The organism is Serratia sp. HRI (genome assembly GCF_010119335.3).
Classification (GTDB): domain Bacteria; phylum Pseudomonadota; class Gammaproteobacteria; order Enterobacterales; family Enterobacteriaceae; genus Serratia; species Serratia nevei.
On sequence record NZ_CP083690.1, the window covers coordinates 4,295,742 to 4,310,424 of the forward strand.

At 57.4% G+C, this 14,683-nt stretch carries 13 protein-coding genes; 10 read left to right on the forward strand and 3 right to left on the reverse strand.

The genetic code is table 11. The features are described 5' to 3' along the window. Positions 1–47: 47 nt before the first annotated feature. Positions 48–1,250 carry an acetate kinase gene (gene ackA / locus GF111_RS20590; RefSeq protein WP_025303669.1) on the reverse strand — a complete coding sequence of 401 codons (1,203 nt, stop codon included), beginning with the start codon at positions 1,248–1,250 and terminating at the stop codon, positions 48–50. A 358-nt stretch (positions 1,251–1,608) separates the two neighbouring features. On the opposite strand from ackA, the gene yfbV reads away from it, so the two are divergent. The 4 genes from yfbV to GF111_RS20610 all read left to right on the forward strand — a co-directional run bounded on the left by yfbV (position 1,609) and on the right by GF111_RS20610 (position 5,306). Further along, positions 1,609–2,064: a terminus macrodomain insulation protein YfbV gene (yfbV, locus tag GF111_RS20595; RefSeq protein ID WP_004936061.1), complete on the forward strand. Its 456-nt coding sequence runs from the start codon at positions 1,609–1,611 to the stop codon at positions 2,062–2,064. A 143-nt stretch (positions 2,065–2,207) separates the two neighbouring features. Beyond that, complete coding sequence (locus tag GF111_RS20600) at positions 2,208–2,702, forward strand: YfbU family protein (protein ID WP_016926898.1); 495 nt, start codon at positions 2,208–2,210, stop codon at positions 2,700–2,702. A gap of 17 nt (positions 2,703–2,719) precedes the next feature. Then, positions 2,720–3,376: a sugar phosphatase gene (locus GF111_RS20605; protein ID WP_060442081.1), complete on the forward strand. Its 657-nt coding sequence runs from the start codon at positions 2,720–2,722 to the stop codon at positions 3,374–3,376. Between the two features lie 79 nt (positions 3,377–3,455). Continuing rightward, positions 3,456–5,306 carry an SLC13 family permease gene (locus GF111_RS20610; protein ID WP_147190300.1) on the forward strand — a complete coding sequence of 617 codons (1,851 nt, stop codon included), beginning with the start codon at positions 3,456–3,458 and terminating at the stop codon, positions 5,304–5,306. Positions 5,307–5,333: 27 nt separating this feature from the next. Here GF111_RS20610 and yfbR read toward each other — a convergent pair whose 3' ends face one another. Both yfbR and GF111_RS20620 read right to left on the reverse strand, forming a co-directional pair. Further along, positions 5,334–5,933 carry a 5'-deoxynucleotidase gene (gene yfbR / locus GF111_RS20615; protein WP_025303666.1) on the reverse strand — a complete coding sequence of 200 codons (600 nt, stop codon included), beginning with the start codon at positions 5,931–5,933 and terminating at the stop codon, positions 5,334–5,336. 107 nt (positions 5,934–6,040) lie between these two features. Further along, positions 6,041–7,255: a pyridoxal phosphate-dependent aminotransferase gene (locus tag GF111_RS20620; protein WP_004936047.1), complete on the reverse strand. Its 1,215-nt coding sequence runs from the start codon at positions 7,253–7,255 to the stop codon at positions 6,041–6,043. Between the two features lie 856 nt (positions 7,256–8,111). On the opposite strand from GF111_RS20620, the gene lrhA reads away from it, so the two are divergent. From lrhA to nuoF, 6 genes are all read left to right on the forward strand, one after another. Further along, on the forward strand, positions 8,112–9,056 hold the full coding sequence (lrhA, locus tag GF111_RS20625; RefSeq protein WP_038876408.1) for a transcriptional regulator LrhA: 945 nt from the start codon (positions 8,112–8,114) through the stop codon (positions 9,054–9,056). A 707-nt stretch (positions 9,057–9,763) separates the two neighbouring features. Beyond that, positions 9,764–10,201 (forward strand): NADH-quinone oxidoreductase subunit NuoA, encoded by a 438-nt coding sequence (gene nuoA / locus GF111_RS20630; protein ID WP_025303663.1) that lies wholly within the window; start codon positions 9,764–9,766, stop codon positions 10,199–10,201. 15 nt (positions 10,202–10,216) lie between these two features. Next, complete coding sequence (locus GF111_RS20635; protein ID WP_162419930.1) at positions 10,217–10,891, forward strand: NADH-quinone oxidoreductase subunit B family protein; 675 nt, start codon at positions 10,217–10,219, stop codon at positions 10,889–10,891. Positions 10,892–10,987: 96 nt separating this feature from the next. Further along, positions 10,988–12,784 carry an NADH-quinone oxidoreductase subunit C/D gene (gene nuoC / locus GF111_RS20640; protein WP_004936036.1) on the forward strand — a complete coding sequence of 599 codons (1,797 nt, stop codon included), beginning with the start codon at positions 10,988–10,990 and terminating at the stop codon, positions 12,782–12,784. A 2-nt stretch (positions 12,785–12,786) separates the two neighbouring features. Further along, positions 12,787–13,338, forward strand: a complete 552-nt coding sequence (gene nuoE, locus GF111_RS20645; RefSeq protein ID WP_004936034.1) for an NADH-quinone oxidoreductase subunit NuoE — start codon at positions 12,787–12,789, stop codon at positions 13,336–13,338. After that, positions 13,335–14,681, forward strand: a complete 1,347-nt coding sequence (nuoF, locus tag GF111_RS20650) for an NADH-quinone oxidoreductase subunit NuoF (protein ID WP_004936030.1) — start codon at positions 13,335–13,337, stop codon at positions 14,679–14,681. Before nuoE ends, nuoF begins: the two co-directional genes overlap by 4 nt. Positions 14,682–14,683 lie beyond the last annotated feature (2 nt).

Below are 14,683 nucleotides of genomic sequence, written 5' to 3' on the forward strand. Positions count from 1 at the left end.
AGGCTAAAACAACACCGTCAGCCTGGGCTGACGGTGTTTTGAGAGCATTACGCGGTCAGGCGGGATGCGTCCTGCGCGATGACCAACTCTTCGTTGGTCGGGATCACCAGCGCCAGGCGGCTGCCGTCTTTGGTGATGGCGCCGGATTTGCCGAAGCGAGCGGCCATGTTGCGGTCGTGGTCGATTTCGAAGCCCAGCAGGCCCAGTTTGTTCAGGGTCAGCTCACGCACCATGCCGGCGTTCTCGCCGATGCCGCCGGTGAAGATCACCGCGTCCAGACGGCCTTCCATCAGGGCGCTGTAGGCGCCGACGTATTTGGCCAGGCGGTGGCAGAACACGTCCATGGCGCGTTTGGCGTCGGCTTTGCTGTCGTAGTTGTCTTCAACGTAACGGCAGTCGCTGGTGACTTCGGTCAGGCCCAGCAGGCCGGATTCTTTGGTCAGCATCTTGTTGATCTGGTCAACGCTCATGCCCAGAGAATCGTGCAGGTGGAAGATGATAGCCGGATCGATGTCACCGCTGCGGGTGCCCATCACCAGGCCTTCCAGCGGGGTCAGGCCCATGGAGGTGTCAACGCACTGGCCGTTGCGCACTGCGGTAACGGAACCGCCGTTGCCCAGGTGGCAAGTGATCACGTTCACTTCTTCTACCGGCTTGTTCAGCATCTTCGCGGCTTCCTGAGTCACGTAGAAGTGGCTGGTGCCGTGTGCGCCGTAGCGGCGAACGCCGTGGTCGCGGTACAGGCTGTACGGCAGGGCGTACAGGTAAGATTCTTCCGGCATGGTCTGGTGGAACGCGGTGTCGAACACGGCAACGTTCTTGTCGGCCAGGTTAGGGAAGGATTTCAGCGCTTCCGCGATGCCGATCAGGTGAGCTGGGTTGTGCAGTGGTGCAAACGGCACGGAATCTTTGATACCCTGCAGAACTTCGTCGTTGATCACGGCGGAAGCGGTAAACTTCTCGCCGCCGTGCACGATGCGGTGGCCGATAGCGGTCAGCTGCGCAGAAAGCTCTGGTTTTTGTGCCAGAATAGTATTAACAATGAAGTTCAGCGCTTCGCTGTGTGCAGCGCCGGCCCCCAGGGCAGCTTCGTGTTTGGCGCCGTCCATTTTCCACTTGATGCGCGCTTCAGGCAGGTGGAAACACTCGGCCAAACCGGAGAGGAATTCGTCGCCGTTAACGGCATCGATGATGGCGAATTTCAGAGAAGAACTGCCGCAGTTAAGAACCAGTACTAGCTTACTCGACATGGAAGTACCTACTTAAATAGTCGTGTTGTTAAAAGAAAATCGAAAACACGTGGTGAATTAATCGTCAATCAGACAACAAGCGTAGCGCATAGTGCCGATGACATTTATGATTAACATCATGTGAAGTGCACAAATCACAGGATGATGGAAAAACCGATGATTTCTCTGCGGTTTAAATAATCTTGATTTTTATAGGGCTAAAAGTTGACAAAATTTACGTCATCTTCTACCGGCCACAAGGCCGGCTTAGGATACCGATAGCCCGGTGCAAACACAAAATAAATTTAAAGCTTCAAATTTTTTAGTATGGGCTCTGGCAGCACGCTTTTAGTTTCTTTACGTGACGTTGAGGTACGCAATGACGAGCAAACCGTCCGGTTCCGTAAGCTGGTTTCAGGTCTTCCAGCGCGGGCAGCATTATATGAAAACCTGGCCGTCAGACAAACGTCTGGCACCGGTCTTTCCGGAGAACCGCGTTGCGCGTGCCACCCGTTTCGCTATCCGTTTCATGCCGCCGTTGGCGATTTTCACGCTGACCTGGCAGATCGCGCTGGGCGGCCAGCTCGGCCCGGCGATCGCCACCGCGCTGTTCGCCTGCAGTCTGCCGATGCAGGGCTTGTGGTGGCTGGGGCGCCGTTCTGTTACGCCGCTGCCGCCGACGCTGCTGCAATGGTTCCATGAGGTGCGCAACAAGCTGACGGAAGCCGGGCAGGCGGTAGCGCCGCTCGAAGGCACGCCGACCTATCAGACGTTGGCCGATCTGCTCAAGCGTGCTTTCAAGCAGCTGGACAAAACCTTCCTCGACGATCTGTAACTGAGAAAAGGCCGCGTTGATGCGGCCTTTTTCGTCTAAGCGTCAATAACCCCGGTTTAAATCAAAGAACGGTCGAGTTGTGATTTCCTGCGTTCTTGCGCTGTGCGATGCTCCCGCCATCACACAGAAATGAGGAAATCCTGATGGAAATGACCAACGCCCAGCGGCTGATCCTGTCGAACCAGTACAAGATGATGACCCTGCTCGATCCGGACAACGGCGACCGTTATCGCCGGTTGCAAACCATCGTCGAACGCGGCTTCGGGTTGCAAATGCGCGAACTGGATCGCGACTTCGGCGAACTGAGCGAAGAGGTGTGCCGCACCATCATCAACGTGATGGAGATGCACCATGCGCTGCAGGTTTCCTGGGGCAACCTGAAAGAGAAGCAGGATCTGGACGAGCGCCGCCTGGCGTTTCTCGGTTTCGACGCCGCCACCGAAGCGCGCTACCTGAGCTACGTGCGTTTCCTGGTCAGCACCGAGGGGCGTTATACTCACTTCGATTCCGGCAGCCATGGTTTCAACGCCCAGACCAAAATGTGGGAAAAATACCAGCGTATGCTGGCGATCTGGCTGGCCTGTCCGCGCCAGTATCACCTGAGCGCCGTTGAGATAGCGCAAATCATCAATGCTTGATTAAGAAGAGGTTTTCTGTGGAGTGTAAGGGTTTTCTGTTCGATCTTGATGGCACCCTGGTGGATTCATTGCCGGCGGTAGAGCGCGCCTGGACGCACTGGGCCGAGCGCCGCGGCGTCAACCCGCAAGCGGTGCTGGACTTCATTCACGGTAAACAGGCCATGACTTCTCTGCGCCACTTTATGCCGGGCGAAAGCGAAGCGGAAATTCAGCGCGAGTTCGAGTTGCTGGAGCAGGCCGAAGCGCAGGATACCGACGGCGTTCGCGCGCTGCCGGGCGCGATTGCGCTGCTGGAGCGCCTGAACGCGCTCGGTATCCCTTGGGCGATCGTCACCTCAGGTTCGGTGCCGGTGGCCGGCGCTCGTCGCCAGGCCGGCGGTTTGCCGCAGCCGGAGGTGTTCATCACCGCCGAGCAGGTTAAACACGGTAAGCCACAGCCCGACGCCTATCTGCTGGGCGCCGAGCGCCTGGGGCTTGCGCCGCACGAGTGCGTGGTGGTTGAAGACGCGCCGGCCGGCATTCTCTCCGGCCTGGCGGCGGGCTGCCAGGTGATTGCGGTCAACGCGCCGGCGGATGCGCCGAAGCTGGATCAGGTCGACCTGCGGCTGGATTCGCTGGCGCAGATCGCCGTCGATAAAACGGCGCAGGGCGCAATCGTTCGCCGGCTGGCCTGAGCGGCATTATCTTCACCCTAATTGATTAGACCCCGCTTCGGCGGGTTTTTTTTATGCTATTTTTTAGACCCTTGGACATTTGCCGGATGAGGCCGTTTTGAACAGCGAATTACTGTGGGTGCTGAGTTTACTGCTGATTGCCATCGTGCTGTTTACCACCAACAAGCTGCGCATGGACGTGGTGGCGCTGTTGGTGATTATCGCCTTCGTACTGAGCGGCACGCTCAGCCTGCAGGAGGCGACGGTCGGTTTCAGCGATCCCAACGTGATTTTGATCGCGGCGCTGTTCGTGATCGGTGAAGGGCTGGTGCGCACCGGCGTGGCCTATCAGGTGGGGGACTGGCTGGTGAAAGTGGCCGGCAGCAGCGAAACCAAAATGTTGATGCTGCTGATGGTCACGGTCGCCGGGCTGGGGGCGTTCATGAGCTCGACCGGCGTGGTGGCGATCTTTATCCCGGTGGTGCTCAGCGTGACGGCCAGAATGAAGATCGCACCGGGGCGGCTGATGATGCCGCTCAGCTTCGCCGGGCTGATCAGCGGCATGATGACGCTGGTGGCCACGCCACCCAACATGGTGGTCAACAGCGAACTGGTGCGTGAAGGCATCCATGGTTTCGGTTTCTTCAGCGTGACGCCCATTGGCCTGGTGGTGCTGGCGCTGGGCGTCGGCTACATGCTGATCGCCCGGCGTTGGCTGGGCAGCGGTGAAACGGGCAAAGCCGGCGATGACTGGCAGCGCCGCACCTTCCGCGATTTGATCCGCGACTACAAGCTGACCGGCCGCGCGCGGCGGCTGGCTGTCCGCAGCGATTCGCCGCTGATCGGGCGTTCGCTGGATGAACTGCACCTGCGTGCGCGCTATGGCGCCAACGTGGTGGGCATCGAGCGCTGGAAACGCTTCCGGCGGGTGATGGTCAGCGCTTCCGGCAGCACCGAGCTGCGCGAGGGCGACGTTCTTTTGATCGACATGTCGGACAGCCAGGTCGATCTGCGCGAATTCTGCGGCGAGCAGCGGCTGGAGCCGATGGTGCTGCGCGGCGATTACTTCTCTGAACAGTCGCGCAACGTCGGCATGGCGGAAGTGTCGCTGATCCCGGACTCGGCGCTGCTGGGCAAAAGCTTGCGCGAAGCGGCGTTCCGCAGCCGCTACGATCTCAACGTGGTGGGCATCCGTCGCCACGGCGAGACGCTGGGCGGCAAGCTGGTGGACGAGCCGCTGGAGCTGGGCGACATTTTGCTGGTGATCGGCGACTGGAAGGCGATCCGTCAGCTGCAGGCCAAAACCCACGACTTTATCGTGCTCAACCTGCCGGCCGAGGTGGACGAAGTGGCACCGGCCATCACGCAGGCGCCGCACGCGCTGTTTTGCCTGGCGCTGATGGTGGCAATGATGTTGACCGACGAAATCCCCAACCCCATCGCGGCGCTGATCGCTTGTCTGCTGATGGGCAAGTTCCGCTGTATCGATATGGAGAGCGCCTATAAATCGATTCATTGGCCGAGCATCATTTTGATCGTCGGGATGATGCCGTTTGCGCAGGCGCTGCAAAAGACCGGCGGGGTGGATCTGATCGTCAGCGGGCTGATGGACGTCGCCGGCGGTGCGGGGCCGCGCGTGATGCTACTGTGCCTGTTCATCTTGTGCGCCACCATCGGCCTGTTTATTTCCAACACCGCGACGGCGGTGCTGATGGCGCCGATCGCCATCGCCGCCGCGCGCGAAATGGGCGTCTCGCCATACCCGTTCGCGATGATTATCGCCATCGCCGCGTCCGCCGCCTTTATGACGCCGGTCTCTTCACCGGTCAACACGCTGGTGCTGGGGCCGGGCAATTACAAGTTCGGCGATTTCGTGCGTCTCGGCGTGCCGTTCACTCTGCTGGTGATGGCGGTCAGCGTGATTGTGGTGCCGTGGCTCTACGGCTTTTAACGGCGCAGCGAGGCTGCGCCGGCGGGATTACAGCGAACTGTCGAGGCTGATTTCGTCCAATGACAGGCTGAAGCTGGGAATGAACACGTCCATGAAGTAGTCCATTTCCGGGCTGCGGCGCTGTTCCAGAGTTTTATCCAGCCGCGCCTTGGCCAGGGTGAATTCGTTGTTGCCGGCAGAGAGTTCCTCCAGGCATTTCAGGTAGGCGCACAGTGCGTCTGCCTGCTTCACTACCTGCTTTTCATCTTCGCTGTAGTAGTGCTCATCGAGAATGGTGCGGAAGTCGTTGCGCAGCTCCGCGGGGATCATGTCCAGCAGCTTTTGCTGGGCGATCTTTTCGATCTTCTTGTATTCATGGGCGATCTGCGGATTGTAGTACTTGATCGGCGTCGGCATGTCGCCGGTGATCACTTCGCTGGCGTCATGGTACATCGCCAGCAGCGCAACGCGGTCGGCGTTGAGGTTGCCGTTGAATTTGCGGTTCTTGATCACCGCCAATGCGTGGGCGACGAAAGCTACCTGCAGACTGTGTTCGGAGACGTTCTCGGTACGCACGTTGCGCATCAGCGGCCAGCGGTTGATCAGTTTCAGGCGGGATAGATGGGCGAAGAAATGGCTCTGGCTCATGGTGCTCTCTTTAACGGCAAGTGAGGGCCCCATTGTGAAGCAGTGACGGCGAATTTTGCAACCGGGCAATGAGAGAAGGGCGCAGCAAGGCGCTGCGCCCCAGGCGATTACTGGTGGTAACCTTCCAGGAAGCGGCCCAGCTTGCCGACCGCCATTTCCAGTTCGTCTACGCGCGGCAGGGTGACGATTCGCACGTGATCCGGGTAAGGCCAGTTGAACGCGGTGCCCTGCACCAGCAGCACTTTTTCCTGCAGCAGCAGGTCCAGCACCAGTTTCTGGTCGTCGTGGATGTTGAAGCGCTTGGCGTCGATGCGCGGGAACATGTACAGCGCGCCCTGAGGTTTTACGCAAGAGACGCCCGGAATGTCGTTGAGCAGTTCCCAGGTGCGGTTGCGCTGTTCGTACAGGCGGCCGCCGGGCTGAATGAATTCGCTGATGCTCTGATAACCGCCCAGCGCGGTTTGAATGGCGTGTTGCATCGGCACGTTGGCGCACAGGCGCATCGAAGCCAGCATCTCCAGCCCTTCGATATAGCCTTTGGCGTGCTTCTTCGGCCCGTTCAGCACCATCCAGCCCTGGCGGAAGCCCGCCACTCGGTAGGTTTTCGACAGGCCGTTGAAGGTCACGGTCAGCAGATCCGGCGCCAGCGCGGCGATCGAATGGTGCTCGGCTTCGTCATACAGGATCTTGTCGTAGATCTCGTCGGCGAAGATGATCAGGTTGTGTTGACGGGCGATCTCGACGATCTGTTCCAGCAGCGCTTTGCTGTAAACCGCGCCGGTCGGGTTGTTCGGGTTGATGATCACGATGCCGCGGGTGCGCGGGGTGATCTTGCTGATGATGTCGTCCAGATCCGGGAACCAGCCGGCCTGCTCATCGCACAGGTAGTGCACGGCCTTGCCGCCGGACAGCGATACCGCGGCGGTCCACAGCGGGTAGTCCGGCGCCGGCACCAGCATTTCGTCGCCGCTGTTGAGCAGCGCCTGCATGGATTGGACGATCAGCTCCGAGACGCCGTTGCCAATGTAGATATCCTCAACGGTCACGTCACGCATGTTGCGCGCCTGATAGTGCTGCATGATCGCTTTACGCGCCGAGAAGAGGCCTTTGGAATCGGAGTAGCCTTGCGCCGTGGGCAGATTGCGGATCACGTCGACCAGGATTTCGTCCGGGGCGTCGAAACCGAACGGGGCAGGGTTGCCGATGTTCAGTTTCAGGACTTTGTTGCCTTCTTCTTCAAGACGTTTAGCTTCTTTAAGCACCGGGCCGCGAATGTCATAGCAGACGTTGTCCAGTTTGCTGGATTTCTCAATGGGGGACATAAAAAGTTGAGCCTTTTGCTGGGATAGGGGCGCTCCTACCGTGGGACGCCGCAACCCGCCCAATGTACTCCTGGCGTAGTTGCTTTTGAAGGGTTTTGCACGCCTTTGGTGCAAATGCATGTCGTAACGGGGGATTTTAGTTATGATAAGCAAAGGTAAAGTTATTTTGTGGTTCATAATTTCATGAACTATAATTTTACTAGGGTTTTGTTCTGTAAAATCCCGCCTCGATAAACGCGACGTGCCGGCGATCGCGGCCGGCAGCAGTGAACTGATAAGCCGAAAGGGAGAATAGGCTTCAATAAACTGTAAAGGAACGATAATACCGGAGTTGTCTGATAGCGGGGAGTCAGTTAGCGCACCACACTAAGAAAAATGACATATTTACATTAGCTTTACTTTATATTTTATCTTAAGCATTGTTTATGTGGTTATAGGATTATTATTTAAAGCAAAAATCTTACTGATTGAATTTATTAAATTCATTGAGTGGTAACACGAAGTCGGTATCGTTAATTATTTATCTTTTTTGCTCTGTAATGCAGTCTGAACGCCGGTTGATAAGGGTTCTCAGTAGCACGAATGGAGTGGAAATTAGGCAGTATGAATGAGTAAAATCTCAGGTTCGGTGGGGGGGTTCCCTTTTCACCGGTATTCAGCTCCCCGCGTTCTATAAGCACCATCGATAGATCGCATTTTAAAAAGCGATAGAGGTAACGAATCATAAGTAATTTTTTTGCCCTCCACTTATGAGTGGGGTACTGTCATAACAGGCTCCGTCCTTTTCAACGGCGTCTGAGAAACACACCAGGGTAGTAGTTCGTAAATTAGAATTTAAAAAAGTGAAGAATACACTATGACAACTGCAAATCGTCCGATACTTAATCTCGACCTCGATCTGCTAAGAACCTTTGTTGCGGTTGCTGATTTGAATACCTTTGCGGCGGCGGCGGTTGCCGTATGCCGTACTCAATCAGCCGTCAGTCAACAAATGCAGCGATTAGAGCAACTGGTCGGCAAAGAACTGTTTGCCCGCCATGGGCGTAACAAACTCCTGACTGAGCATGGTATTCAGCTTCTCGGTTATGCCAGGAAGATCCTGCGCTTTAACGACGAAGCCTGTACCTCGCTGATGTACAACAATATTAAAGGTGTTCTGACCATCGGCGCTTCCGACGACACCGCCGATACCATTCTGCCTTTCCTGTTGAACCGCGTGACCGCCATCTATCCGAAGCTGGCCATTGACGTGCGCGTAAAGCGCAGCACGACGATGGTCGATCTGCTGGAAGAGGGCGAGATCGAGCTGGCGGTGACCACGGCCGATCCGGCCGGACATCCGCATATCGTGCTGCGCACATCGCCGACGCTGTGGTACTGTGCCGCCGATTACCACTATCAGGCGGGCGAACCGATCCCGTTGGTGGTGATGGATGAGCCAAGCCCGTTCCGTGCGCTGGCGATCAAGCAGCTGGACGAAGCCGGTATCCCGTGGCGTATCGCCTACGTCGCCTCCACGCTGTCCGCGGTGCGGGCGGCCTGTAAGGCCGGCTTGGGCGTGACCGCGCGGCCGATCGAGATGATGAGCCCCGATCTGCGGGTGCTGGGGGCGGTGGAAGGTTTGCCGCCGCTGCCGGATACCCAGTATGCGCTGTGCAAAAACGCGCAGTGCAGCAATGAGCTGGCGATGGCCATCTTCAGCGCAATGCAGGGCGGCAATGACGGTTATGGCTTCAACGGCGCGGAAGCTGGTCTCCAGGGCGATCAGGATGACGCCAGCCTGGTGGACGAAGAAGAATAACGCCGCGGCGTTAGCTCTGATGAAAACCTCTGCTTCGGCGGAGGTTTTTTTTGCCCTTTTTTTGGCTATTTTTACTGTTATAGGGATTTAATGACGATTTTGTTATGAGTTGGCTGTTTTATTAACTTTTAAGCGTTACTGAAAAGAGAGTTTGGCCGGGTTTAAGACGCTGAGTTTGTTTTTTGAGCAATAAGATTGAATGGGTTAAAGGCATGGTAATAGCAGGGTTATTTTGTTAGCTTATAGCGGCCGTTTTTGCGGCTTAATTTGAGGAAAATTGTTAAAGGGCCACACTTTTTTTGAGGATTTGTGCTGAAAACGTGTCCTGGATCAAAAAAATACCCCTAGGTAGTGAGTGGAAGAACAGGGAATTCCTGAGACAATGGTATAGTAAAACTGAAATGTGCACGTTGGTTTATATCTATCTGTTTCTACACAAAAATTAACTGACACGATTTAGCCAGCCCCTGGCGCATCAAATGTTAATCAAATGATACGTATGTAAACTAGTGTGTAGATACTTTTGTCAAAGTTGACAAAAGGTTATAGAAAGGAGTAAAAAGCCCACAGAAAAACGCTGCCTAACTCGCTGTAAAAGCAGTTTGTTTGTGTGGTTATTTATCCTTCCCTTAAATCGATGTGGCGCACTAACTGCCGGTGACAAGAGCAGCGCGATCGACGCCACTTTTGATGAGTAAGCATAGAGTATGTCAACAACCACTGAAGTTATCGCTCATCACTGGGCGCTCGCCGTATTTCTCGTCGTGGCTATCGGGCTTTGCGGCTTAATGCTGCTGGGTGCGTTCTTCTTGGGTGGGAGAGCCCGGGCGCGCGCCAAACACACCCCGTTTGAATCAGGCATCGACTCGGTCGGTACGGCGCGCATGCGCTTGTCCGCCAAGTTCTACCTGGTGGCCATGTTCTTCGTTATTTTCGACGTTGAAGCCTTATACCTGTATGCCTGGTCGGTCTCGGTTCGCGAGAGCGGTTGGGTAGGCTTTATCGAAGCCGCCATTTTCATTTTGGTGCTATTGGCCGGTCTGGTTTATCTGGTGCGCATCGGCGCGTTGGATTGGACTCCGGCGCGTTCCCAACGCCGCAGCAAACCGAGCACGATCACTAACACCAACAGTCATCCGCAGTAACAGCGAGGCATTAAGATGGACTATACGCTCACCCGCATAGACCCGAACGGTGAGAACGACCGTTATCCCCTGCAAAAACAGGAGATCGTCGCCGATCCCCTGGAACAACAGGTCCACCGCACGGTTTACATGGGTAAACTCGAACATGTGCTGCATGACATGGTGAACTGGGGGCGTAAAAACTCTATTTGGCCGTATAACTTCGGCCTTTCGTGCTGTTACGTGGAGATGGTGACGTCGTTTACCGCCGTTCACGACGTGGCGCGTTTCGGTGCGGAAGTACTGCGCGCCTCCCCGCGTCAGGCTGACCTGATGGTGGTGGCCGGTACCTGTTTCACCAAGATGGCCCCGGTCATCCAACGCCTGTACGAGCAGATGCTGGAGCCTAAGTGGGTGATCTCGATGGGCGCCTGCGCCAACTCCGGCGGCATGTACGACATCTATTCCGTGGTGCAGGGCGTGGACAAGTTCCTGCCGGTCGACGTGTACATTCCCGGCTGCCCGCCGCGTCCGGAAGCCTACATGCAAGCGCTGATGCTGCTGCAGGAATCCATCGGCAAAGAACGTCGCCCGCTGTCGTGGGTTGTCGGCGATCAGGGCGTTTACCGCGCCAATATGCAGTCTGAAAGAGAGCGTAAACACGGCGAGCGTATCGCGGTGACCAACCTCCGGACGCCTGACGAGATTTAAGACGTTCATTTAACGTCCATCTTAGTGCGCTATTGGTTAACACAGCGAAAAGTGAAACTTGCGGCGAATAACCCTTTAGTGTGGTGAAAAAAAATTATGACAGATTTGACGACGCACGACGCCTTGCCTGCCTGGCAGACCCGAGATCACCTTGACGACCCGGTGATCGGCGAACTGCGCAACCGTTTTGGGCCGGAAGCCTTTACTGTTCAGGCCACCCGTACCGGCATGCCCGTGGTATGGGTTAAACCTGACCAGTTGCTGGAAGTAATGACGTTCCTGAGAAAACAGCCGAAGCCGTATGTCATGCTGTTCGATCTGCATGGCGTGGACGAACGTCTTCGCACCCACCGCGACGGCCTGCCCGCTGCGGATTTCTCCGTTTTCTACCATCTGATTTCCATCGAACGCAACCGCGACATCATGCTGAAGGTGGCGCTGTCTGAAAAAGACCTGCACGTGCCGACGGCGACCAAGGTGTTCCCGAACGCCAACTGGTACGAGCGCGAAACCTGGGAAATGTTCGGCATCACCTTCGACGGCCACCCGCACCTGTCGCGCATCATGATGCCGCAGACTTGGGAAGGGCACCCGCTGCGCAAGGACTACCCGGCGCGCGCCACCGAATTCGATCCTTTTGTGCTGACCAAGCAGAAAGAAGATCTGGAGATGGAAGCGCTGACCTTCAAGCCGGAAGACTGGGGCATGAAGCGCGGTACCGAGAACGAAGACTTCATGTTCCTCAACCTCGGCCCGAACCACCCGTCCGCGCACGGTGCGTTCCGCATCATTCTGCAGCTGGACGGCGAAGAGATCGTCGACTGCGTGCCGGATATCGGCTATCACCACCGCGGCGCCGAGAAGATGGGCGAGCGTCAATCCTGGCACAGTTACATTCCGTACACCGACCGTATCGAGTACCTCGGCGGCTGCGTGAACGAAATGCCTTATGTGCTGGCGGTCGAGAAGCTGGCCGGCATCAAGGTGCCTGAGCGCGTCGACACCATCCGCGTGATGCTGTCCGAGCTGTTCCGCATCAACAGCCACCTGCTGTACATCTCCACCTTCATTCAGGACGTCGGCGCGATGACCCCGGTGTTCTTCGCCTTTACCGACCGTCAGAAAATCTACGATCTGGTGGAAGCAATCACCGGTTTCCGTATGCACCCGGCCTGGTTCCGCATCGGCGGCGTCGCGCACGATCTGCCGCGCGGCTGGGATCGCCTGCTGCGTGAATTCCTCGACTGGATGCCGAAGCGTCTGGACTCCTACGTGAAAGCGGCGCTGAAGAACAGCATCCTGAAAGGCCGTTCCATCGGCGTAGCGTCTTACAACGCCAAAGAAGCGCTGGAGTGGGGCGTAACCGGCGCCGGCCTGCGTGCCACTGGCGTCGAGTTCGACGTGCGTAAATGGCGTCCGTACTCCGGCTACGAGAACTTCGACTTCGAAGTGCCGGTCGGCGACGGCACCAGCGACTGCTACACCCGCGTGATGCTGAAGGTGGAAGAGCTGCGCCAGAGCCTGCGCATCCTCGAGCAGTGCCTGAACAACATGCCGGAAGGCCCGTTCAAGGCCGATCACCCGCTGACCACGCCGCCGCCGAAAGAGCGCACGCTGCAGCATATTGAAACGCTGATCACCCACTTCCTGCAGGTTTCCTGGGGCCCGGTGATGCCAGCCAACGAATCATTCCAGATGATTGAAGCCACCAAAGGGATCAACAGCTACTACCTGACCAGCGACGGCAGCACCATGAGCTACCGCACCCGGGTACGTACGCCGAGCTTTGCGCACCTGCAGCAGATCCCATCGGTCATCCGTGGCAGCCTGGTTTCCGACCTGATCGTCTATCTGGGTAGTATCGATTTTGTAATGTCAGATGTGGACCGCTAACTATGCATGATCAAAAAGACAATCACGCAGTCAATGATGCGCTCGAGCCCATCAACGCAGCCGCTCCTCAGAGCGGCGTTGATGCATTTGTACTGAGCGCGGAAGAACGTGATGCGATCGAGCACGAAAAGCACCATTACGAGGATCCGCGCGCCGCTTCCATCGAAGCACTGAAAATTGTGCAGAAGCAGCGCGGCTGGGTTCCGGACGGTGCGATTTACGCCATCGCGGAAGTGCTGGGCATCCCCGCCAGCGACGTAGAAGGCGTGGCCACGTTCTACAGCCAGATTTTCCGTCAGCCAGTAGGACGTCACGTAATCCGTTATTGTGACAGCGTTGTCTGTCACATCACCGGTTACCAGGGCATTCAGGCCGCTATCGAGAAGAAGCTGAACATCAAGCCGGGTCAAACCACCTTTGATGGCCGCTTCACGCTGTTGCCGACCTGCTGTCTGGGCAACTGCGATAAAGGGCCGACCATGATGATTGATGAGGACACTCACAGTCAGCTGAAGCCTGAAGATATCGAGACGCTACTGGAGCAGTATCAATGACCAAGCACATTGTACGCACTCCCGAAACGCATCCGCTGACCTGGCGTCTGCGCGATGATAAGCAGCCGCTGTGGCTGGACGAGTACCGCAGCAAAAACGGCTATGCCGGCGCAGAAAAGGCCCTCAAAGGCCTGGCACCGGACGAGATCGTCAGCCTGGTGAAAGACTCCGGGCTGAAGGGACGCGGCGGCGCGGGCTTCTCCACCGGTTTGAAGTGGAGCCTGATGCCGAAGGACGAATCCATGAACATCCGTTACCTGCTGTGTAACGCCGATGAAATGGAGCCGGGCACTTATAAAGACCGCCTGCTGATGGAGCAGCTGCCGCACCTATTGGTGGAAGGCATGCTGATCTCCGCGTTCGCGCTGAAAGCCTACCGTGGGTACATCTTCCTTCGCGGTGAGTACATCGAAGCGGCGGCGCACCTGCGTCGCGCCATCGCGGAAGCCACCGAAGCCGGCTATCTGGGCAAGAACATTCTCGGCACCGGGTTCGATTTCGAGCTGATCGTGCACACCGGCGCCGGCCGTTACATCTGCGGCGAAGAAACCGCGCTGATCAACTCGCTGGAAGGCCGCCGCGCCAACCCGCGTTCCAAGCCGCCATTCCCGGCCAGCGCCGGCGTGTGGGGCAAGCCGACCTGCGTCAACAACGTCGAAACGCTGTGCAACGTGCCGGCCATTTTGGCGAACGGCGTGGAGTGGTACACCGGCATCTCCGGCAGTGAAGACAAAGGCACCAAGCTGATGGGCTTCTCCGGCCGGGTGAAAAATCCGGGCGTCTGGGAGCTGCCGTTCGGCACCACCGCGCGCGAGATCCTGGAAGACTACGCCGGCGGCATGCGCGACGGTCTGCGCTTCAAAGCCTGGCAGCCGGGCGGCGCGGGGACCGACTTCCTGACCGCCGATCACCTCGATCTGCCAATGGAATACGGCGCGATCGGCAAAGCCGGCAGCCGTCTCGGCACCGCGCTGGCGATGGCGGTAGACCACGAGATCGGCATGGTGCCGCTGGTGCGTAACCTGGAAGAGTTCTTCGCCCGCGAGTCCTGCGGCTGGTGTACGCCATGCCGCGACGGCCTGCCGTGGAGCGTGAAGATCCTGCGTGCGTTGGAAAACGGCGAAGGGCAGCCGGGGGATATCGAAACCCTCGAACAGCTGTGCCGTTCCCTCGGCCCGGGCAAAACCTTCTGCGCCCACGCGCCAGGTGCCGTAGAGCCACTGCAAAGCGCGATTAAATATTTCCGTGAAGAGTTCGAGGCGGGCATCGCCGTGCAGCACTTCGGCAATGCCCATGCGATTGGCGGCATTCAGCCGAACAATCTGCTGAAGCAGCGCTGGTAAGC